Here is a 22455-nt window from a genome sequence, read left to right as displayed (position 1 = left end):
TGAAATGAATTTTCTTAGTACTAAATAAATTAAAAAAAGGAATAATATAATTCCTAAATAAAAAGATATAAAAACTGCAAAATAAGATATATAATATATGAAATGTGCAAAAGCATTGTCATAAAGATCAAATTTATCAAGCAAAACAAATAACAACCATGAAAGTAAAATCACGAACAGGCATCCTAAAAATAATTTGAATACACGAGTTATTTTCTTATCGTTGATCATTATTTATTGTTTTAAAATTGGAAGCGTAATAGAACTGTTTGTGTACCATTTTATTTTAAGAGGCTCTTTGGCGTCGGCAATTGTTTCAGAACTAACATCTTTACCTGAACCATAATTAACCTCCCAATTTGGATTTTTATTTGCACCAACCACAATTACAATTGAACTTCCTTTTTGTAATTCTTTCGAAATAATAAAGGTTTGATTAATGTCTATGGTTTCAATTTTGTTCGGCGTTAACAATTGTCTTTTGGTTCTGTCTTTGGCAAGACTCGCTCTTTGTATATTATTGGTTAAAGCAAAATATTTACCATTAGCAGTTTTTTCATAAAGCTGCACTTGTAAATCAATATCTTTTTTATTGATGCTTATTTTTAAAGAAGCTTTTAGTGAACCACTAATAATTAAAGGTTCTGTGATAGGATCACTTTCAAAAACTAATAGTTGCTTTTCGGGTTTTATAATAGAATCTATTACACTTGGAAAACCATTTACAGAATCATCAGTATAGATATTAATCTCAGAACGATCTGTAAAATCAACAGTCTGATCAAAAGAAGTCGCTTTTTTAGGAGCTGTTTTTTGCAGTGAATATTTCTTATCACTATTTGCGAGATAGAAAGTAAGTTCCTGATTGTGCATTTTATCTAAAGAAGCAACGCTTTTCCATTCGTTTTTGCCCATGATTTCAAAATTTACTTTATCCTTTAAAATCTCCGGACGTTTAGCGCCTTTTAAAATATAATCAAACCATTGAAAAACAATAGCATTTATCGGAATTATAGCGACTTCATCTATGGTGTATCCTCCTAATTCTTTTTTTGGAGATCCTTGAGATCCTCCGTGATCGTAAGGTCCAATGATTAGGTAATAATTGTCTGTTTTATTGTATTTCTGATATTGATTATAATAATACATTGCACCAAGCTGATCGTCGTCATAATATCCTGTAGTGGTTAAAATAGGAATATTGATATTAGCAAAAGCTTCTTTTTGAGGTGTCATATCTTGCCAATATTTATCATAAACGGGATGATCTAACCATCTTTGAAACAACGGAGATGGATTACCTTCTATTTGATCCAAAGTTCTAAAACTACTGCCTGTTTTATAATATTGGGCAAAAACTTCATCCCATTTTTTACTGTTTTGAAAATCGTTTAAATCGATTAATTTATTGTTTGCGACAAAATGAATCCATCTTAAACAATAACTCATAAAGATTCCATTTTGCATAGGAAAATCAATTCCTGCACCAACAGAAACCTGTGGTACAATTGTTTTTAAGGCAGGATGTACTTTTTTCATGGCACTCCATTGTGCAAACCCCAGATAGCTTCCGCCGTATAAACCTATTTTGCCATTACACCAGGATTGCTTACTTATCCAATCCAAAATATGATAAGCATCATCGCCATCATGTTCATAAGGCTCAATCTGATCATTACTTAGACGTTTGCCTCTTGTATTAGCCACAAAACCAACATAACCCATATTGGCAATTTCTTTGCATTGACTTAATTCATTTCCGGCATAAATATTATATCTCATGACAACGGGTTGTGGCTCAGATACATTTTTCTTTTTAACCATAGTACCAGAAACGGTGCTTCCGTTTGGTAATGTAATAATGATGTTTTTGTCAATGAAATAGGTATCAGCTTCTATTTTTGCAATTATTTTGTTGGCGATAGAAAGTGTTTTACTATAAATAAAATATCGGGAATAATGTCTGCATAAAACAGCAGCATCTTCGAGACTAATACTGTCGTTTGCTTGAGCAGCTTTTAATTTAGATTCGTAATTGCTTTTTATTTCATCAAACTTTATTTCATAATAACTTTCCGCCCAGTTTTTTCCGCTTTTGTCTACACCGTTGTATAATTTGTAAAATTCGGAAGTGTAGATTGTTTCAAAATCGGCTTTTGATTTTGGATCTTTTGTAATTGTTCCGGCATATGTTTTATAGATAAACCCAAGAGGTTTATTTACAATACTGTCGCCTAATATTTCTTGTGAATAGGTAACAAAAGTTTGTTGCATTGCTTTGTAATCTCCTGCAACAAATTGTATTCTTGCGTAACTGTCTAAAAATGTAGCTTTATTATCGTTTTTGTAAATCGGTAATAATTTTTTTGCTAATAAAGGCAAGCTTTTACTAATGGTCAGGCTATCTTTATAATTGCTTTTATCGAAATATATTTTTTGTGAAGTTCCTATTTGAAAGCAGAAACAGACTAATAGTGCAATGATACTTTTTTTCATGTCCGGAAATTTATTTTTGAGGTATTGGTCTAAATTTGTCTTCTCAAAATTACTATAAATTTCTTATTAATCGATGCGTATCATTTTGAATTTTAATTGAAATAAAAATCAATTGAATCTGCGATTCTTTAAAATTAGAATTTAAATTGTGCTGTTAAAGCTGCATAAAAATAATCCTTTCCTGTACCAACTTCTTTTAAGAATGCTCCTGCATCAAACCAACCGGTTTCTAATGTAAAGGATAGAAAAGCATTGGCAGTATAATCTAAATTCGCAATTAACTGAGAACCTATAAAACGCTCAGTAGTATCTTTTCCGGAATACAATAATTGCATATTGGGAGCGTATAAACCATCGCTTAAAGATTGTCTCCAAAAGATATCATAATCAAATCCAAGTCCTAATTTTTCGGTTAAAGTAAAATTAATTGAGGGATGAATATCAATTAAATTGGAAGGACCAATTAAAGCAACTAATCCAAAATAAGCGCCTCTTGGATACAAGGGATTAAAGGTTTGTAAATGATTATCATCAGAATGTTTATCTCCTGAAATAATTTCGGTTTTAAGTCCAATTTCGGGATTGAATTTTATGTTTTCGAAAGTATAACAGGCAAAAGAGGAAAGTGTCCAGGCTGAAATTGTTTTCTGATTTAGGGTTCCAAATTGATATAATCCTTCGAAATCATATTTCCAGTTTCCTTTATTTTTCCAAATTCTGGTTCCGATAGATTGTCTGTTTTCTTCGCCAATCGCATCGTCAAAAACGGCTCTTTTTTTCCATAACCCTAAATAATAGAAATCGATATTTTGTATGAAAGGTACTTTATGAATTACAGTATAACTTCCCCAGAATTGAGCATTTTTATTGAAATCATCATTAAAAGTTCCTATTTTATTGGCAATTGGATGTGTGTAAAAAGCATCTGTTTGCCAATTGGTTTTTTTATAGAATAATTTAACGGCATCAAAAGCAAGTCGGCTGTTTGGACCTTCGCGAACTGCTATTAAACGCTGCGAACCATATGACATTTCCTGTCTTCCGGAACGTAATGTAAATCGTTCATTTTCATTCTTTATAAAATCAATATCTAAAAAAGCCTGATGAAAATCCAGCTGGTTTTCGTCAACCGGACTTGGATCAATTTTACTGTTTGCCAAACTGCTTTGCAATTCAACAAAAGTTCTGAAAATTCCCAAATGAACATCTGCATGAAGCAAATAACGGGAAAGTAAATATCCGTCGCCTTCATCAGAATCATCGCCCCATTTATCATTTACGGTATAAGTGTATTGTAATCTTGCTTCGCCGCCAAAAGTGGCGTAATAGTTGTCGTTCTTTCCTAAAGGAATATATTTGATTTTCTCGTACAGATTTCTGGTAGAATCTTTCAGATAAGTCAAATCATCGTCATATCGCAGCTTCTGAAAAACTGGTCTTTGTTGGGCATTTGCAGAAAAAATAATTCCCAAAAGCAACAATAATCGGAATAGCGTTTTCATAGTTTAGTTTTTTTGATATCCACCAAAATAGTTTACAGGGCTCCAATCCGGAATTGCTTTTGGAGTTGGTGCAGCATAAGTTCTAAAATCATTATCAGCATAAACAACTTTTCCGTTTACGACTGTAAGTTTCGATTCAATATTTAGGATTTTCTCTTCTGCGGTGTTGAAATAATCATCAGAAAGAATTGCAAAATCGGCAAGATTGTTTTCCTTCAGTATTCCGCGATCTTTTTCTAAGTTGATCAATTGAGCACTTCCGCAAGTAAATAATTTCAAAGCGGTTGTTCTGTCCTGAATATTTTCGTCAAGCATATATTTTGTTCCTCCAAGTGTTTTTCCTGTCGTTAACCAATATAAACCAACCCACGGATTGTAACTGGCAACACGGGTTCCGTCAGTTCCCATTCCAACTTTGATTCCCATTGCGAGGATTTTCTTTAGCGGAACTGTATTTGCAGCAGCAGTTTTACCATATCTTTTGATAAAACTTTCTCCCTGATAAGCTATTCTATGCTGAATTGCTAATCCTCCGTTTAAAGCTTTTATACGTTGTAAGTTTTCTACAGAAACAGTTTCTCCGTGATCGAAAAACCATAAAAGTCCGTTTAGTGGCGTTTCTTTATTAATATCTTCAATAACATTCAAAAAACGGGTAATGCTTTCGTTATAAGTTGCGTGGATTCTAAATGGCCATCTGTTTTTTACTAATAATGATAAAACTTCTTTTAGCTGACCTTCCATTGCCGGACTTAATTCTGGTCTTGGTTTATCGAAATTTTCAAAATCTCCTGCACTCATTACCAGATTTTCTCCAGCGCCTTGTGCGTGATATTCTACTTTATCGGCATCATGATCGTCACAGCCTTCGCCAATTTCTACTGTGCTAACCCATTTGGAGTAATCATTTAATTCGCTTCCTGCTTTTTGAGCAAACAAATAATAGGGCATTCTTATCGTAAGTTCGTTGTCTTTGCATAAACCGTTTGTTACGCCATAATCACCTGGAAAGTTTTGAAATCCACCGCCGGCATCAATAATGGCAGTTACGCCAAGACGATTCATTTCGGTCATAAATTGTTTGGTCGAATTTACTTTTTCGTCAGGAGTTAATTCGGGTAATTTTGAAAGTGTCGAGTATAAAATAAAAGCATTTGGTTCTGCAACTAATAATCCCGTTGGGTTTCCGGCAGCATCTTTTTCTACAAGTCCGCCATTTGGATTTGGAGTATTAGCATCAATTTTTAAGGTTTCTAAACCTGCTTTGTTCAAATAAGCGTGACCGTATAAGTGAAGTACAAATGCAGGAACATCTCCTGTAGCTTCGTTTATTTCTTCAAGAGTTGGTAATCTTTTTTCTTCAAACTGATAGGCATTCCATCCGCCAACAACGCGAACCCATTGTCCTTTTGGTGTTCTTTGTGCTTGTTCTTTCAGCATTGCCAAAGCTCTTTTTAGGGAACGAACGCCGTCCCAGCGTAATTCGGTATTAAAGAATCTTCCGCCGCGGATTATGTGCATGTGAGAATCAAATATTCCCGGAATGATCACTTTTCCTTTGGCATCGATTACGGTTGTATTTTTGTTTTTTAGTTTTAAAATGTCGCTGTTTTTTCCGGTTTTCAGGATTTTTCCATCGGCGACAGCCATAGCTTCAACTATTGTGTTTTTATCATCAAGAGTATGAATTACAGCATGGTGAACGATAAGTGTAGCACTTTTGCCTTGAGCGAAAATAGGGAGGGAGAGAATTAAAAGTAATGCTGGTAATATGGTTTTTAGTTTCATGATCTTGGTTTTATGAGTTTTGTAATAAAAAGGGCTGTGACTCTGCACAGCCCTTTAGGTAACCAATTAAGAACAATCTATGAATTAGTGTTTAAGCATTTCGTGCGCATATTGAATACCTACGCCATAAGCACCACCATATTTTTTTGCAAGATCAGTAACGGCAACATAAGTTTCCTGACGTGCCCAATCGCGTTGTAATTCCAGTAAATATTGTAATGAAGTTATTGGGTGAGCGCCTGCCTGAACCATACGTGTAATAGCCATTTCGTGTGCTTCTTTAGATACGTCTGCACTTGCATCTGTAATTACATACACATCATAACCTTCGCTGATTGCTGATAATGTTGGACCAACGATACAAACGCTTGTCCATAAACCTCCAAAAACGATTTTCTTTTTACTTTTTTCAGTGATTGCTTTGTAAGCAGGAACATCTTCCCAGGTATTCATTGAAGTACGGTCGATATAGTTTGAAGTTGCTTTTGGATAAAACTCTTCGATTTCACGGAAAACAGGTCCGCTAAATGATTTTTCGGCAACTGTTGTTACAATTGTTGGAACTTTAAAGATTTTTGAAGCTCCGGCTACTAAAGCGGTATTATTACGAAGTTGATCGATTGGTGTGCTTCCTACTGCAAATGCCATTTGGCTTTCGTAATCAATAAGAACCAAAGTATGGTTTGTTGGGCTTAATAATGCAGGACTTGGTTTTTGCGCAAAACCGATAAATGTTGCTACTACTAAAACTGTTGTTAAGATTAATTTTTTCATGATAATGTAAATTTGTGTGTTAATAAAAAGGTTTTTAAAATTTGTATTCAGTTTGATTTTCAGTTTATTGCGTTCAAAAGCAGTGCCTTGTTTGTAAGGCGTTGATTTATAACGAATTTTTGAAAAAAAGGCAATAGTGATTTTAACGATATATCGTCAACGATTAGGCGATCTTCGTAAATGTGTTAATGAAATGGCATTGATGTGAAAAAATTGGGTACCTAAATTTTTCCTTTAAGATATAATCTGTGTTCTATTTCTGATTTTAGTAAACCGCTTCCGCCGCCAAAATGCTCTATTACTTCGACATTGGGTTGCTGTTTTAAGCAGAAAATGGTAAACTCTTTTTCGACATGATCTTCGATTCCGGAACTCAACAGAACAATATCGATTTTGTGATTTTGAAAATATTCTTCCGCTAGCTTTTCATCACTAAAGCCAACTGCATTCCAATTTTCGTATGCATTTACCAATCTAAGTAAGATCTCTAAAATAGGCTGGTTTTTTCCGAGTATTAAGAATTCAAATGTTTTCATTGTTTTTGTTTTAAGGTTCTTTTAAAAAAAAAAGATTCTAAGTTTCTAAGACACTAAGTTTTTTAATCTTTTTAGATCTTATCAGAACTTCTATTTTACTTGACAAATTTATTAGTTATCAAACTAATTCAACTTAATCTAGAATAAGAAAAGATTCTGAGTTTTTAACTGACTAAGTTTCCATTTTTTTTAGCTGTCAGAAGAACGTTTAATTTACTTGACAAATGTATTTTAGAAATTACAGTTTCAACTTAATCTAGAACAAGAAATCTTAGCGGCTTATTTTTGAAGATTTTGGATAAAAACTTAGTAGCTTTTAAAAAGAACGTATAATTTACTTGACAAATGTATTTTAGAAATTACAGTTTCAACTTAATCTAGAACAAGAAATCTTAGTGACTTAGTTCCAAAGCTTCGGGATAGAAGTTTATTTGCTTAAATTAACAATAGGTTAAAGGCTTAGTAACTTAGGGGCTAATGGACTTAGTGCAACAAAAAATAAACTTTTGTTAAAATAAAATTATAACTAAATCGGAAACAATAGATTATATTTTATTGGAGATGAAAAAAGGTTTTTTTTTAGTAAAATGAGGAAAGCCGTAATGAATTCATAAAAGTTGCATGTAGATTTGTACTATAGAAATAAAATGATATATGGTTTTTGCCTTTTTTAAATTTGATATCGATTCTATGGTTAAAACTGTTTTTGGAGAAACAATTTTTTATTACAATGAAAATTGGGCGTATTCATTTGATCGTGGGTAGGTTTGTATAAATTTGCAAGAGTACAAGACTGTCTAATTTTTATCGGGTTTTTAGATTTGGTTTTTTAACTGACTCTAAAAACCCTTTTTTATTTTTAGCCACTCCCGATCGCTATCGGATAAAATGATTTTACGGATTATTATTTGTGCAAAATTGTTGCCACTAATTCCACCAATTTCCACTAATTTAATTCGTGATAATTTGTGAAATTAGTGGCTAAGATTACTCTTATATAGTTATGTTTTCAAGAGCTTATTGTTTGATTAATCCTTGTGCTTTAAGCCATTCTTCGCAATCTCTGGTCCAATATTTACTGGTATCGTTAATGCCTAAACCAAAACCATGTCCGCCTTTTTCATATATATGCATTTCTGCAGAAACTCCATTTTTTTTAAGTGCTAGGTAGTAATTAATTGAGTTTTCTGGTAAAACCACATTATCGTCTGTTGCATGAATTAGGAAAGTTGGTGGTGTTTGTGCGGTTACTTTCTTTTCATTTGAGAATGAATCAATTAATTCCTGCGAAGGATTATTGCCTAATAAACTAGTTTGAGAACCCTTGTGTGTAATGTCATTTTGCATAGAAATTACAGGATAAATCAAAAGAGAAAAATCAGGACGAGCACTTACTTTTAAGGTTGATTCATATACTTTATCATCATAATGCGTTGCTAAAGTTGATGCTAAATGTCCACCGGCAGAAAATCCTAATACACCAATTTTTTTCGGGTCAATATTCCATTTTTCAGCATTTTCTCTCACATAGCGTACGGCTTGCTGAGCATCTTGTAATGGTCCAATGTTTTTGTTTTTCATGATTAAATCACTCGGCAAACGGTATTTTAAAACAAATGCCGTAATACCTAAACTATTAAACCATTCAGCTACTTTAACTCCTTCTTTATCATAAGCCAAATGCTGATATCCTCCGCCTGGAAGAATAATTACAGAGGTTCCATTAGGTTTTGTTTCATTAGGAAGAAAAACAGTTAAAGTTGGAGTTTTAACCAAACTGATACTTTCTATTCTTCCACTCGAAATGTTTACGCCAACATTTTCCCGATAATTTAAATCTTCGATTTCTCCTGGAACTTTATCCCAAAGTGGTATTGGTTGAGAATTTTGTGCTTGTAAGGAATTCATAAGCGCTAAAAACAGTATCGGAATTAATAATGCTTTTTTAGAAAGGCGGTTTCTTGAAGTTTTCAATTTAAAAGTATTTAAGGTTGTTGTAATCGGGTTGTAATTTACTTTATAAAAGTTGATTTAAGTTGTAAAATCTTTAAAAATAAATTCATTTTCCGAATATTAAAAAACAAATCAAACAGAGCTTGTAAAAGGCTTGATTTCAGCACTGCTTTTCGAGGATAAATGGTGTGTTTTTGTAAAATATAGATTTAACAAATATATTGTTTAATATGTAATTATGGTTTAATTTTTTTATACGATGTGTTTATTTATGGACTTAAATTAATTTTTTATATAATTTATTTGGAATATAAAGATTTAAAAGTATATTTGTGCAATCGATTACATTATTTGATTTTTTATTGAATTTGAATCTGTTGGATTTAATGATTCTTTGAAGAAACAATGAAATCGAAAGACCAAAAATCACAAATTTTATAATAAACCATTACCATGAGTGATATACATGCAGTTATTATGAGCGAAACCAAAAAAACTACAGGAAAATACCGTTGGAGCATTTGCGCATTGCTTTTTTTTGCAACCACAATCAATTATTTAGACAGACAAGTGCTTTCTTTGACATGGAACGATTTCATTGCACCTGAATTTCATTGGACTAATAATGACTACGGAAATATTACGGCATTGTTTTCTATATTTTATGCGGTTTCTTTATTGTTTGCCGGACGTTTTGTGGATTGGTTAGATACTAAAAAAGGATTTCTTTGGGCGATCGGGATTTGGTCTTTTGGAGCTTGTTTGCATGCATTTTGTGGTATTGCAACTGCCGGAATCATTACAGGAAACTGGTTTGTAGGTTTTGAAGGAGCAAAAAATGCAATTCACTTGGTAAAAGATACCGGAATGGTGATTAATGTAAGTGTTACATTGTTCATTTTTGCCCGTTTTGTTTTGGCAATTGGTGAAGCCGGAAATTTTCCTGCGGCGATCAAAACAACAGCCGAATATTTTCCTAAAAAAGACAGAGCATTTTCAACTAGTATATTTAATGCCGGTGCTACTGTTGGCGCGTTGGCAGCACCAATTTCAATACCATTTATTGCTGAAGCTTTTGGCTGGGAAATGGCATTTATTATCATCGGTGCGCTTGGTTTTGTCTGGATGGGATTTTGGGTTTTTATGTACGATAAACCAGAGAAACATCCACGAGTTAGCGCTGCCGAATTAGAGTATATTCAACAAGACGATATTGCTGACAGTAAATTAGTTGGTTATATCAAAGACACTAAGACCAAAGTCTCTTTTGTGGATTGTTTTAAATACAAACAAACCTGGGCTTTTGCTTTTGGTAAATTTATGACAGACGGCGTTTGGTGGTTCTTTTTGTTCTGGACTCCGGCATATTTAAGCTCTGTTTATGGAATGGATTCTACACAAGCTGCTTTGCCTTTGTTTGTATTATATATGATCACTTTGCTTTCTATTATTGGAGGTTGGCTTCCGACTTATTTTGTTGAAAAGAAAGGAATGAACCCGTACGAAGGAAGAATGAGAGCAATGTTAATTTTTGCGTTTTTCCCTTTATTGGCGCTGGTTGCGCAGCCTTTAGGTCATTATAGTTATTGGCTTCCTATAATTATAATTGGGATTGCAGGCGCGGCGCATCAATCGTGGTCGGCAAATATTTTTACTACAGTTGGAGATATGTTTCCTAAAAAAGCGATTGCGACAATTACAGGAATTGGTGGTTTAGCCGGAGGTATTGGTTCTACTTTAATCAACAAAGGTTCGGGTTTATTGTTCGATCATGCAAAAGAAACTAATATGGTTTTCATGGGCTTTAAAGGAATTGAAGCCGGATACTTTATCATTTTCTCTATTTGTGCCGTTTGTTACTTAACAGGCTGGTGCGTAATGAAAGTATTAGTTCCAAAATACCGCCCAATCACAGATTTATAAGATTTTCAATTTTTTTTGAGGAAACTAAAAGGTATTTTAAAATAAAAATCTAATTTTGTGCAATCGATTACATTAAAATAAAATTATGACAAAATATAGTTCAAGATACGCGTCAAGCCCAGAAGCTGTTAAAAAATATGATACTCAGGAATTAAGAAATGAATTCTTAATTGAGGATCTTATGCAGGAAGATGAAATTGTATTAACCTATTCTCATTACGACAGATATATTGCAGGATCTGCAGTTCCGGTAAAAGGGGATTTAGTTTTGGAAAGTATCGATCCGCTTAAAGCAAGTTATTTTCTGGAAAGAAGAGAAATAGGAATTATTAATGTTGGAGGAAAAGGTTCTGTTGTTGTCGAAGGAAAATCTTTTGAACTTGATTTTAAAGATGCCTTATATATCGGCAGCGGAAACAAAGAAGTAATCTTTAAAAGTGACGACAGCAAGAATCCTGCTAAATATTATATTAATTCCGCTCCCGCACATACAGCGTATCCAACGGTAAAAGTGAGTTTGGCTGAAGCCAATAAATTACAACTTGGAACTATGGAAACGGCAAATCACAGAACCGTTAACCAAATGATTATTGGCAGCGTTGTAACAACTTGCCAATTGCAAATGGGAATGACGGAACTAAAACCGGGAAGTGTTTGGAATACAATGCCGGCGCACGTTCATGATCGTCGTATGGAAGTTTATTTTTATTTAGACATTCCGGAAAATCAGGCGGTTTGTCATTTTATGGGACAGCCTCAGGAAACACGACATATTTGGATGAACAATCATCAGGCAGTGATTTCTCCGCCTTGGTCGATTCATTCAGGTTCTGGAACTTCGAATTATACTTTTATCTGGGGAATGGCAGGCGAGAACTTGGATTACGGAGATATGGATGTTTGTAAAATCACAGATTTAAGATAAGAATCATGATAGATTTATTTGATATAAAAGGGAAAATTGCCCTGATTACAGGAAGTACACACGGATTGGGAATGGCAATGGCAAAAGGTTTAGGTCAAGCTGGAGCAACAATTATCGTAAACGGAAACTCTTCTCAACAAAAAATTGATGATGCTGTTAAAGAACTTCAAAGTGAAGGAATAAATGCAGTTGGTTATAAATTTAATGTAACCGATGAAAAAGAAGTTATTACCGCAATTCAGAAAATTGAAAGTGAAGTTGGACCAATTGCAATCTTGATTAATAACGCCGGAATCATTAAAAGAATTCCATTAATCGAAATGGAAGTTGCCGATTTTAAAGAAGTAATTGACATTGATTTGGTTTCTCCGTTTATCGTTTCAAAACATGTTGCCAAAGGAATGATCGAAAGACGACAAGGAAAAATAATCAACATCTGTTCAATGATGAGTGAGTTAGGCCGCAATACCGTTGGTGCTTATGCTGCAGCAAAAGGCGGTTTGAAAATGCTGACCAAAAACATGGCAACGGAATGGGCAAAATACAACGTACAAATCAACGGAATTGGTCCCGGTTATTTTGCTACCGAACAAACAAAACCGATAAGAGTTGACGGACATCCGTTTAACGATTTTATCATTAGTAGAACTCCCGCTGCAAAATGGGGCGATCCAAGTGATTTAGCCGGAGCAGCCATATTTTTATCTTCAAAAGCAAGTGACTTTGTAAACGGTCATATTTTGTATGTCGATGGCGGAATTTTGGCAACAATTGGCAAACCATCAAACGAGGCATAATTCTCAATTATAATTAAAAATCATGAGCGCAAATCAAAGTTTCATAAACGATAATTTTTTACTTGAAAATAAATTCGCGGAAGAATTATATCATAACTATTCTAAAAATCAACCCATAATAGATTACCATAATCATTTGAATCCGCAGTTTATTGCCGAGGATAAAATCTTTGACAACATCACGCAGGTTTGGATAAATGGAGATCACTACAAATGGCGCGCAATGCGTACTTTGGGTGTTAATGAACAATTTGTTACCGGAAACGGATCAGATAAAGAGAAGTTCTTAAACTGGGGAAAAACCGTTCCTTATACAATGCGTAATCCTTTGTATCATTGGACGCATTTAGAATTGGCGCGTTATTTTGATATATACGATTTATTAAACGAAAAATCGGCAGAGAAAATATATATCGAAACTTCAGAAAAAATTAATTCTGAAGCCTATAGCACGCAAAACCTGCTTAAAAAAGTAAATGCTGAAGTAGTTTGTACCACCGAAGATCCAATTGATAGTTTAGAGTTTCATCAGAAACTGATAAAAAATCCAATTGGAGTTAAAATGAGTACGGCTTTCAGACCTGACAAAGCCATCTTAATTTCTAATGATGGTTATAATGCATATCTGGACACATTAGGGGATGTGTCCGGAATTGCAATTAATACGTATGCTGATTTATGCAATGCGTTAAAAAATCGAGTGGAGTATTTCAATCAAAATGGCTGCAAGCTTAGTGATCACGGTTTAGACCAGATTTACTTTGAGAATTTTACCGAAAGTGAAATCAATTCGATCTTCAAAAAGAAAAGAGAAAACCAGAATATAACCCCTGAAGAAGGACTGAAATTTCAGAGTGCAATCTTGTTGTTTTTATCCCAAACGTATCATGAGTTTGGTTGGGTACAACAGTTTCATTTAGGTGCTTTAAGAAATAATAATGCGCGTATGCACAGAATTTTAGGACCAGATACAGGTTGGGATTCTATTAGTGATTTTCCGCAGGCACAAAAATTATCGAGCTTTTTAAACGCATTAGACAGTAAAGATAAATTGACAAAAACGATCATTTATAACCTGAATCCGTCTGATAATGAAGTGATGGCGACGATGATTGGAAATTTCAACGACGGAAGTGTTAAAGGGAAAGTACAATTTGGTTCAGGATGGTGGTTTTTAGACCAGAAAGACGGAATGACAAAGCAGTTAAACGCGCTCTCAAACATGGGATTAATTAGCTGTTTTGTTGGAATGCTGACAGATTCAAGAAGCTTTTTATCGTTCCCAAGACATGAATATTTCAGACGTATTTTATGTAATCTTTTGGGAGACGAAATCAAACGTGGTGAGCTTCCAAATGACATGGAATGGATTGGAAAAATGGTTCAGGATATTTCATACAACAACGCAAAAGAGTATTTCAAATTTTAGTTAAGAAGAAAGAGGAAAGAAGAAAGAGGAAAGAATATAGAGGAAAGAATATAGAGGAAAGAAGAAAGAATTTTAGCATGCTTAATTTTCTTAATCATTAGAATCTGTGGCAAAAAAATATTTATATGAATAAAGTAGTTGCATTTGGAGAAATTATGTTGCGTCTTTCGACGGAAAGGCATTTGCGTTTTTCACAATCTACAGCATTTGGAGCTTCTTATGGAGGCGGAGAATTTAATGTTTGTGTGTCTTTGGCAAATTATGGCTTAAATGCGGAGTTTGTAACACGATTACCTGAAAATGAAATTGGTATTTCGGCTTTAAAAGAAATGAGAAAAATGAATGTCGAATCCAAAAATATCATTTATGGAGGCGAACGTTTAGGAATTTATTTTTTGGAAACCGGTGCAGGAACTCGCGGAAGTAATGTCGTTTACGATCGTGCACACAGTTCAATGGCAACTATTGAAAAAGGAAATATTGACTGGGAAAAAGTTCTGGAAGGTGCAAACTGGTTTCACTGGAGCGGAATTACTCCGGCAATTTCTGAAACGGCTGCCGAAGCCTGTTTAGAAGCTATTAAAGTGGCTCATAAACTGGGAATCACGATTTCATGCGACTTAAATTACAGATCAAAATTGTGGCAATATGGCAAAACTCCAAGTGATGTGATGCCGGAAATGTTGAAATACAGCAATGTTATTTTGGGAGATATTGATACCGCTTATTTCATGTTGGGAATTCCGAAGGTAAATCCGAATTATCAGGACGAAAAATCGCTTCCGGTTTTGTACTCAAAATTGTTTGATTTGATGCCGAATTTAAAAACGGTTGCGACGACTTTACGTTATTCTGTAAGTGCTTCGCATCAACGAATTGGTGGTGTTTTGTTTGATGGAAAAATGATTTATCATGCAGGAATTAAAGAAGTTACTCCGGTTGTAGATCGGGTAGGAAGTGGGGATGCTTTTATGGGAGGATTGATTTACGGATTATTAGAATATCAAAATAACAATCAGAAAGCATTAGATTTTGCAGTTGCGGCTTGTTGTTTAAAACACACCATCGCAGGCGATTATAATTTGGTAACCTTAAAAGAAGTTGAAAATATGATTGATGGTAATTCGGCAGGATTAGTATCAAGATAATTAATAATATATGGCAAAATATTCAAGAATAGAAGTGGCTTTAACAATGAAGAAAAACGGAATGGTTCCGTTGTTTTTTCATTCAGATTTAGAAATTAGCAAAAAAGTGCTGAAAGCGTGTTATGATGGTGGTGCGAGATTAATGGAGTTTACCAGCAGAGGTGATTTTGCACACGAAGTTTTTGGAGCTTTAAACAAATATGCTTTGGCCGAATTACCGGGAATGATTCTGGGAGTTGGTTCAATTACAGATGCTGCTGCAGCGTCATTGTATATGAGTTTGGGGGCTAATTTTATTGTAACGCCAGTTTTTAGAGAAGATATTGCAATTGCCTGTAATCGCCGTAAAGTATTATGGTCACCGGGATGCGGCACGCTAACGGAGATTGCCAGAGCCGAAGAATTAGGATGCGAAATTGTAAAATTATTCCCCGGAGATATTTATGGTCCTGAGTTTATAAAAGCTATAAAAGGTCCGTGTCCGTGGACGAATATTATGCCAACGGGCGGTGTTTTACCAACAGTAGAAAGTTTGACTTCTTGGTTTAGTGCTGGTGCGTATTGTGTTGGAATCGGATCGCAATTAATATCAAAAGATATTCTGGATAACAATGATTTTCAAGGATTAAAAACGAAAGTAAGTCAGGTTCTTGACATCATAAATAATATTAAAAATAAATAAGGAGTAATCATGCCAATTCCTTATTTAATTGCGTTTTTTTTAGATTTTAGATTGTAATTGAACATTACGCTTGAAAAAATAATACTTGTCATTCCTCACAACAAGTTTCTATTTATCATAAACAAGTGTAATGTCTCTTTTACAAGTTAGAAATCCTTTGATAAAGAAACGAATAAGGTATTTATTGTGATTATTTATAACGCTTTAAAGAAATTATAATGGAAAAAATAAACAGATCAAACACGGAATTTTCAAAGAAACTTCCAATTAAAATAGTGCAATTTGGCGAAGGTAATTTCTTAAGAGCCTTTGTAGAATTTGCTTTTCAGAAATTAAATCAAAAAGCAGATTTTAATGCCGGAATTGCTGTTGTACAGCCTATTGATAAAGGTTTGGTCAATATGATAAATGCTCAGGACGGTTTGTACACTTTGTTTATGAAAGGAGTTAAAAAGGGCGAAGAAATTCAGGAAAAAGAGTTAATCACCAATATTGTAAAAGCGGTTGATCCTTATGCTTCTTTTCAGGAATTTTTGGCTTTAGCCAAAGAAGAAGAGTTGGCTTTTATAATCTCAAATACAACAGAAGCCGGTATCGAATATATTGAATCTGATTGCGTAACAATGCAGCCTCCAGTTTCATTTCCTGCAAAATTAACCGTACTTTTATATGAAAGATTTAAGTATTTTAAAGGTGATAAATCAAAAGCGCTGACAATTATTCCATGTGAGTTAATAAATTACAACTCAGATACTTTGAAGGAAATTGTTCTGAAATATTGTGTAGATTGGAATCTGGAATCTGATTTTAAATTATGGCTGATAAATGATTGTTCTTTCCATAATACTTTGGTGGATAGAATTGTACCTGGATATCCAAAAGATCAGATTGAAGAATATAACAGTCAGTTAGAATATAAAGATGATTTGATTGTAAGCGCAGAAAGTTTCTTTTTATGGGTAATTGAAGGTGATGATAAATTGAAAGCGAAACTTCCGTTTGAAAAAACAGATTTAGATGTAAAAATAGTGGCTGATATGCAGCCGTATCGCACACGTAAAGTCCGAATTTTGAATGGAGCACATACTGCAATGGTTCCTTTTTCGTTACTTTACGGAAATGAAACTGTCAAAGAAACTGTTGATAATGCCTTTACAGGAGAATTTGTAAACAAGGCAGTTTTTGAGGAGATTAATGAAACTTTAAACATGGATAAAGCGGAATTAACAAGTTTCGCCGAAGAAATATTAGACCGTTTTAGAAACCCGTTCATCAAGCATTTATTGTCTTCTATTGCTTTAAATTCAGTTTCGAAATTCAAAGTACGTGTCTTGCCAAGTTTAACCGGATATGTTGCTGTTCATCATAAACTTCCGGTTCATTTAACGTTTGCATTTGCGGCTTTAATTCGTTTTTATAAAGGAATCTGGAAAGGCGAAAGTTTACCCATAAATGATAGTGAAGATATTGTAACTTTCTTTGACGGACTTTGGAAATCTGATGATTATAATAAAATTGCAAGACTTACTTTGCAGAATAAAAGTTTCTGGGATGAAGATTTAACGCTAATTCCGGGCTTAACAAAAGCAATTACAACAGCTTTGGAGGAAATTGATGCAAACGGAATTGAAAAAGGTTTTGCTAATTTTCAAAAACAATTACATACTACAACTCAGAACGCTTAATCATGGCAACTCAAAAAAAATTAATAAAAGTCAACCCGGCAGATAACGTAATTGTCGCTTTAACCGATTTGGTACAAAACGAACAAATTATGTTTGAAGGAACTACCGTCTCACCAACAACTGATGTTAAAGCAAAACATAAAATCGCAGAGAAAGATTTTACAATTGGTAATGATATTATAATGTATGGTGTTTTGGTTGGAAAAGCTGCTAAACCTATAAAAAAAGGAGAAGTAATTACCACCGAAAATGTAAAACATCAAAGTGAAAAAGTTTTTGGTAAAAACGGAAATTTAGGTTGGACTCCACCAAATGTAGATCGTTGGAAAGACAAAACTTTCAACGGATACCACCGTACTGATGGACAAGTTGGAACCAAAAACGTTTGGTTGTTTTTTCCATTGGTTTTTTGTGAAAACAAAAATATCGAAAAACTGAAAGATATTTTCGAAAATGAATTAATGCCCAAAAAAGAAGTTTCTTATAAAAATTTGTTGCGCTCTTTAATTGAAGAAAAAAGCGTAGAAGAAGTTTCGGATAAAAATTTAAATGAAAATCTTTTAAATAACGTCGAAGTAAAATTTATCAATCATCAAGGTGGTTGTGGAGGGATTCGACAAGATTCAGAATTGTTGGCAAAACTGCTTGCAGGATATGTGAACAACCCAAATGTTGCAGGTGCAACTGTTTTAAGTTTAGGTTGCCAAAATTTGCAAGTTGATATTTTTAAAAAGGCATTGAAAGAAATGAGTCCGAATAGTGATAAAGAAATTTTGATCTATGAGCAACAACAAATTGGAACTACTGATCAAATGTTTCAAATGGTGATTAAAGATTCTTATGAAGCTATTAAAAGAGCCAACAAAATTGAACGCAAACCTGCTCCTCTTTCAAAGCTAAGTATTGGTTTAGAATGTGGAGGGTCTGACGGATTTTCAGGAATTTCTGCTAATCCGGCATTAGGAATTGTTTCAGATATTTTTGCAGCTTTGGGAGGGAAAACAATTTTGGCAGAGTTTCCGGAATTATGTGGCGTTGAGCAAGAATTGATGAACCGATGTGTGGACGAAGAAAAAGCAGATAAGTTTTTAACTTTAATGAAAGCTTTTGAAAAATCAGTTGTAGATGCAGGTTCAGGGTTTGATATGAATCCATCTCCGGGAAACATCAAAGACGGATTAATTACAGATGCAATGAAATCTGCTGGCGCAGCTAAAAAAGGCGGAACTTCACCTGTTGTAGATGTTTTAGATTACGGAGAGTATATTTCAAAACCAGGATTAAATCTTTTAAATACTCCAGGAAATGACGCAGAATGTACCACAGGATTGGTGGGATCGGGCGCAACAGTTGTTTTATTTACCACAGGTTTAGGAAATCCGATGGGAAATCCGATTGCACCCGTTGTAAAAATTTCTTCGAACACGGCATTAATTAATAGAATGTCTGATATTATCGATGTAAATGCCGGAACGGTGATTACTGGTGAAAAAACCATTACCGAGGTTGGAGCAGAAATAGTAGATTACATTATAGAATTGGCGAGCGGAAACGTGGAAACAAAAGCAGACCAGTTGAAACAAGATGTATTTATTCCTTGGAAAAGAGGAGTTTCGTTATAAAAAGTTTACCATATAAATTAAATAAGCTCATTTAACAATGAGCTTATTTTTTTTACCATTAAGAGATTAAGAAAAATTAAGCTCGACGGTTTTATTTTTCTACTTTCGGATAGCTATCGGCATAAAAAGATTAATAGGATGTCTTAAAAACAGCCACGAATTCACGAATGATTGCGCGTAATAAATTAGAATAATTCGTGAATTCGTGGCTATTTTTTAAGGCACGGTTTTATATTTACTTAAGTAAAAATAAGCTCATTTAACAATGAGCGTATTTTTTTTCTTTTTGTCACCATTAAGATATTAAGTTTCATTAAGCGTAATGCTTAATTTTCTAATGTCTTAATAGTGAAATGAAGTTAAAGGAAGTAAAGCTTAATTTTTCTTAATCTCTTAATGGTAAGAAAAAAAACTAAGAGGTAGTTCTTGACGACGATTTGCGAATGTGTAATTCCGGAGCGAGTACTACCTTTTTTTCGATTTTGATTGTATTGGTTTTATCAACTTGTTCTAAGAATACTCTTGCTGACATTTTACCCATTTCGAGTGGAGACTGATCGACAGAAGTTATTGACAATTCCATGAATTTGGTAAAAGGCTCGTTACTGAAACCCGCTACACAAAAGTCTTTCGGAATACTGATATTGCGTTCTTTTAACTCCTGAATGGCGCCTAAAGCCGCAAAATCACTCGCCGAAAATATAGCGTCGGGACGAGGTTCTAATTTTAATAAAGTATCAATAGCTTGTTTTCCTGCATCAACACTACTTTTGGTATGAATAACGTACTCTTCCTTAAAAGTCATTCCATTATCCAGTAAAGCTTGTTTGTAGCCTAAGAAACGATTTTCGAATATTTCAAGAGATTGATCTCCGGAGAAATGAGCAATACAACGGCAACCTTCATCTATTAAATGTTTTGTGGTAATATATCCGCCTTTAAAGTCATTGATTGTTACAGAGCTTACACCTTCAATATGTTTACTTCTGTCAAAAAAGATCAACGGAACATTTTTCTCTAAAACATTACGAAAAGCACTATCATTTTCGTTAGTCACATCTGTAACCGACATGATGATTCCGTCTACTTGTGCGTCAATTAAGGTATATAGATTTTCATTTTCTCTTTTTGGATCTTCATGAGTCTGGCAAATAATAACCTGATAACCATGCGGATGAAGTTCTTCTTCAACACCTCTAATTACAGAAGCAAAGAAGTTGCTATCAATACGAGGAACAATTACACCTATATTATTACTACGACCGCTTTTTAAGGCTAATGCAAGTTTATTTTGCTTATAGTTCATCGATGCAGCGGTTTTAAGAACCAGCTCACGTGTACTCTCTTTTATCTTCGGATTGTTGTTTAAGGCTCTTGAAACAGTAGCAGCAGTGATATTTAATTTCTCGGCAATATCATAAATGGTTATTTTTTCGCTCATTCAAAAAGTGTTTCAAATTAATTGTTAGACAAAAATACATTTTTTTTTATTATCAAAATATAAAATGTTATCGATTACTATTATAGACTAACTAAAACGTTTTCTGTTCTATTATGGTAAATAATTAGGAATATTTTTGTGTTAAATGTAAATATAGTTTATAATAAAAATTAAATATATAAATATTTTCGAAATAAATTTGCGGTATTAAAAAAATTTTCTACTTTCGTGTAATCGATTACATAAATATTGATTTTATGTTTGAAAAATCAAAAAATTACCTGCAAATGATTATAAATAAGTCTATAGTGTCAAAATCAGTTGTTATTTGTAGCCTGCTTGCAATGTCATTTTTTTCTTGTGGAAAACAAGTTTCTAATGTTTCAGAAGCTGATCCGTGGAAAAAGATGGATTTAATTGTAAAAAGCATTCCACAAACACACTTTTTAGATAAGACTTATAATGTTATGGATTATGGCGCTGTAGCGGATGGAAAAACATCAAATACAACCATTTTTGAAAAAGCGATTAAAGCTTGTGCTGAAAATGGAGGTGGAAAAGTTCTTGTACCAAATGGAAAATACCTGACAGGACCTATACATTTAGAAAGTAATGTCAATTTGCATCTGGATGATAAAGCGGAGATTCTGTTTAGCATTGATTCAAAAGAATATCCTTTAGTGCATACTTCATTTGAAGGAACAGAATTGATGAATCATTCGCCTCTTATTTATGCAAAAAATAAAACGAATGTTGCCATAACCGGAAAAGGAACATTAAATGGACAAGCAAATAATACCAATTGGTGGATTTGGGCTGGAAGCAAAATGTACGGTTGGCAAAAAGGAACTCCATCTCAAAATGATCCGCTTAATAGAATTAGTTTAATCGAAATGGCCGAAAAAGGTATTCCGGTTTCTGAAAGAATTTTTGGAGAAGGACATTATTTACGTCCCAGTTTTATTGAATTTTTTGAATGTAATACGGTTTTAGTAAAAGATATTACGGTGATTAATGCTCCGTTTTGGATTTTACATCCTATAAAGTCCAATAATGTAATTGTCGACGGAGTAACAGTCAATAGCCACGGGCCGAATAATGATGGTTGTGATCCTGAATATTCTCAAAACGTAATCATCAGAAATTGCACTTTTAATACCGGAGACGATTGTATTGCTATAAAATCCGGAAGAGATGCTGATGGAAGACGTGTTGGGATTCCGAGTAAAAACATCATTGTTCAGAATTGTAAAATGATTGATGGTCACGGTGGCGTAGTGATGGGAAGCGAAATATCTGCCGGAGTAAACAATGTTTTTGTTGAAAATTGTGTCATGGATAGTCCAAATTTGGAAAGAGCAATCAGAATTAAAACCAACTCTAAACGAGGCGGAACAACGGAGGATATTTATGTTCGAAATCTTGAAGTGGGAACTGTAAAAGAATGTGTTTTGAGAGCGACTATGTTTTATGATGTATATGGCAGTCAGTCCGGAAATTTTATACCCGCAATCAAAAATATCAGCCTTGAAAATATTAAAGTCAAAAATGGTGGAAAATATGGAATTCTCGCCGATGGTTACAAAGAATCTCCTATAGAGAATATCAGCTTTAAAGATGTCGTAATCGAAAAAGTAGACTCTGTTTATTCTTTAAAAAACGTAAAAAATATAAATTTTATAAGCACTTATATCAATGGAAAGAAAGTAGAATCGATTAAAAATTAAAAAAGAAAACTATCAATTAACCAAACC

16 protein-coding genes are annotated in these 22455 nt (G+C 33.8%); 9 read left to right on the top strand and 7 right to left on the bottom strand.

What is annotated here, in order from left to right; genetic code table 11:
- Positions 1 to 234: 234 nt before the first annotated feature.
- From CHB81_RS09090 to CHB81_RS09065, 6 genes are all read right to left on the bottom strand, one after another.
- Positions 235 to 2496, bottom strand: coding sequence for a CocE/NonD family hydrolase (locus CHB81_RS09090; RefSeq protein ID WP_089351581.1), 2262 nt, complete (start codon positions 2494 to 2496; stop codon positions 235 to 237).
- A gap of 134 nt (positions 2497 to 2630) precedes the next feature.
- Positions 2631 to 3998, bottom strand: a complete 1368-nt coding sequence (locus CHB81_RS09085) for an alginate export family protein (protein WP_089351580.1) — start codon at positions 3996 to 3998, stop codon at positions 2631 to 2633.
- Between the two features lie 3 nt (positions 3999 to 4001).
- Complete coding sequence (locus CHB81_RS09080; RefSeq protein WP_089351579.1) at positions 4002 to 5786, bottom strand: amidohydrolase; 1785 nt, start codon at positions 5784 to 5786, stop codon at positions 4002 to 4004.
- A gap of 84 nt (positions 5787 to 5870) precedes the next feature.
- Positions 5871 to 6560 carry a hydrolase gene (locus tag CHB81_RS09075; RefSeq protein WP_089351578.1) on the bottom strand — a complete coding sequence of 230 codons (690 nt, stop codon included), beginning with the start codon at positions 6558 to 6560 and terminating at the stop codon, positions 5871 to 5873.
- Positions 6561 to 6781: 221 nt separating this feature from the next.
- Positions 6782 to 7096, bottom strand: coding sequence for a hypothetical protein (locus tag CHB81_RS09070; RefSeq protein ID WP_089351577.1), 315 nt, complete (start codon positions 7094 to 7096; stop codon positions 6782 to 6784).
- A gap of 1017 nt (positions 7097 to 8113) precedes the next feature.
- Complete coding sequence (locus tag CHB81_RS09065; RefSeq protein WP_369597374.1) at positions 8114 to 9070, bottom strand: alpha/beta hydrolase; 957 nt, start codon at positions 9068 to 9070, stop codon at positions 8114 to 8116.
- 432 nt (positions 9071 to 9502) lie between these two features.
- Here CHB81_RS09065 and CHB81_RS09060 point away from each other — a divergent pair, with 432 nt between their 5' ends.
- The 8 genes from CHB81_RS09060 (at position 9503) to CHB81_RS09025 (ending at position 19260) form a co-directional block, all read left to right on the top strand.
- Positions 9503 to 10972 (top strand): MFS transporter, encoded by a 1470-nt coding sequence (locus tag CHB81_RS09060; protein WP_199232481.1) that lies wholly within the window; start codon positions 9503 to 9505, stop codon positions 10970 to 10972.
- Between the two features lie 85 nt (positions 10973 to 11057).
- On the top strand, positions 11058 to 11897 hold the full coding sequence (gene kduI / locus CHB81_RS09055; protein WP_089351576.1) for a 5-dehydro-4-deoxy-D-glucuronate isomerase: 840 nt from the start codon (positions 11058 to 11060) through the stop codon (positions 11895 to 11897).
- A 5-nt stretch (positions 11898 to 11902) separates the two neighbouring features.
- Positions 11903 to 12694 (top strand): gluconate 5-dehydrogenase, encoded by a 792-nt coding sequence (locus CHB81_RS09050; RefSeq protein ID WP_089351575.1) that lies wholly within the window; start codon positions 11903 to 11905, stop codon positions 12692 to 12694.
- A 22-nt stretch (positions 12695 to 12716) separates the two neighbouring features.
- Positions 12717 to 14123, top strand: coding sequence for a glucuronate isomerase (gene uxaC, locus CHB81_RS09045; RefSeq protein WP_089351574.1), 1407 nt, complete (start codon positions 12717 to 12719; stop codon positions 14121 to 14123).
- Between the two features lie 125 nt (positions 14124 to 14248).
- Entirely contained in the window at positions 14249 to 15271 is a 1023-nt protein-coding gene (locus CHB81_RS09040; protein WP_089351573.1) for a sugar kinase, read from the top strand.
- 10 nt (positions 15272 to 15281) lie between these two features.
- Entirely contained in the window at positions 15282 to 15953 is a 672-nt protein-coding gene (locus tag CHB81_RS09035; protein WP_089351572.1) for a bifunctional 4-hydroxy-2-oxoglutarate aldolase/2-dehydro-3-deoxy-phosphogluconate aldolase, read from the top strand.
- Positions 15954 to 16171: 218 nt separating this feature from the next.
- Positions 16172 to 17638 (top strand): tagaturonate reductase, encoded by a 1467-nt coding sequence (locus CHB81_RS09030; protein ID WP_089351571.1) that lies wholly within the window; start codon positions 16172 to 16174, stop codon positions 17636 to 17638.
- Positions 17639 to 17640: 2 nt separating this feature from the next.
- Positions 17641 to 19260, top strand: coding sequence for a UxaA family hydrolase (locus tag CHB81_RS09025; protein ID WP_089351570.1), 1620 nt, complete (start codon positions 17641 to 17643; stop codon positions 19258 to 19260).
- Positions 19261 to 19672: 412 nt separating this feature from the next.
- Here CHB81_RS09025 and CHB81_RS09020 read toward each other — a convergent pair whose 3' ends face one another.
- The gene (locus CHB81_RS09020) at positions 19673 to 20701 is read right to left on the bottom strand and encodes a LacI family DNA-binding transcriptional regulator (protein ID WP_089351569.1); all 1029 of its coding nucleotides are present in this window, start codon (positions 20699 to 20701) and stop codon (positions 19673 to 19675) included.
- Positions 20702 to 20988: 287 nt separating this feature from the next.
- Between CHB81_RS09020 and CHB81_RS09015 the strand changes: the two genes are divergently transcribed.
- On the top strand, positions 20989 to 22428 hold the full coding sequence (locus tag CHB81_RS09015; protein WP_089351666.1) for a glycoside hydrolase family 28 protein: 1440 nt from the start codon (positions 20989 to 20991) through the stop codon (positions 22426 to 22428).
- The last annotated feature ends 27 nt before the right edge of the window (positions 22429 to 22455 follow it).

Origin of the sequence: Flavobacterium sp. ov086 (assembly GCF_900187965.1) — a bacterium.
GTDB lineage: Bacteria > Bacteroidota > Bacteroidia > Flavobacteriales > Flavobacteriaceae > Flavobacterium.
The sequence above is the reverse complement of the archived record's forward strand: the minus strand, read 5'-3'. Positions and strand labels throughout refer to the sequence as shown.

What these genes read in the sequence shown, in the direction of transcription:
- CHB81_RS09020 (WP_089351569.1), bottom strand. Translation starts at nt 20,701, where the DNA reads ATGAGCGAAAAAATAACCATTTATGATATTGCCGAGAAATTAAATATC.
- CHB81_RS09015 (WP_089351666.1), top strand. Translation starts at nt 20,989, where the DNA reads ATGATTATAAATAAGTCTATAGTGTCAAAATCAGTTGTTATTTGTAGC.
- CHB81_RS09025 (WP_089351570.1), top strand. Translation starts at nt 17,641, where the DNA reads ATGGCAACTCAAAAAAAATTAATAAAAGTCAACCCGGCAGATAACGTA.
- kduI (WP_089351576.1), top strand. Translation starts at nt 11,058, where the DNA reads ATGACAAAATATAGTTCAAGATACGCGTCAAGCCCAGAAGCTGTTAAA.
- CHB81_RS09030 (WP_089351571.1), top strand. Translation starts at nt 16,172, where the DNA reads ATGGAAAAAATAAACAGATCAAACACGGAATTTTCAAAGAAACTTCCA.
- CHB81_RS09085 (WP_089351580.1), bottom strand. Translation starts at nt 3,998, where the DNA reads ATGAAAACGCTATTCCGATTATTGTTGCTTTTGGGAATTATTTTTTCT.
- CHB81_RS09070 (WP_089351577.1), bottom strand. Translation starts at nt 7,096, where the DNA reads ATGAAAACATTTGAATTCTTAATACTCGGAAAAAACCAGCCTATTTTA.
- CHB81_RS09080 (WP_089351579.1), bottom strand. Translation starts at nt 5,786, where the DNA reads ATGAAACTAAAAACCATATTACCAGCATTACTTTTAATTCTCTCCCTC.
- uxaC (WP_089351574.1), top strand. Translation starts at nt 12,717, where the DNA reads ATGAGCGCAAATCAAAGTTTCATAAACGATAATTTTTTACTTGAAAAT.
- CHB81_RS09060 (WP_199232481.1), top strand. Translation starts at nt 9,503, where the DNA reads ATGAGTGATATACATGCAGTTATTATGAGCGAAACCAAAAAAACTACA.
- CHB81_RS09050 (WP_089351575.1), top strand. Translation starts at nt 11,903, where the DNA reads ATGATAGATTTATTTGATATAAAAGGGAAAATTGCCCTGATTACAGGA.
- CHB81_RS09035 (WP_089351572.1), top strand. Translation starts at nt 15,282, where the DNA reads ATGGCAAAATATTCAAGAATAGAAGTGGCTTTAACAATGAAGAAAAAC.
- CHB81_RS09075 (WP_089351578.1), bottom strand. Translation starts at nt 6,560, where the DNA reads ATGAAAAAATTAATCTTAACAACAGTTTTAGTAGTAGCAACATTTATC.
- CHB81_RS09040 (WP_089351573.1), top strand. Translation starts at nt 14,249, where the DNA reads ATGAATAAAGTAGTTGCATTTGGAGAAATTATGTTGCGTCTTTCGACG.
- CHB81_RS09090 (WP_089351581.1), bottom strand. Translation starts at nt 2,496, where the DNA reads ATGAAAAAAAGTATCATTGCACTATTAGTCTGTTTCTGCTTTCAAATA.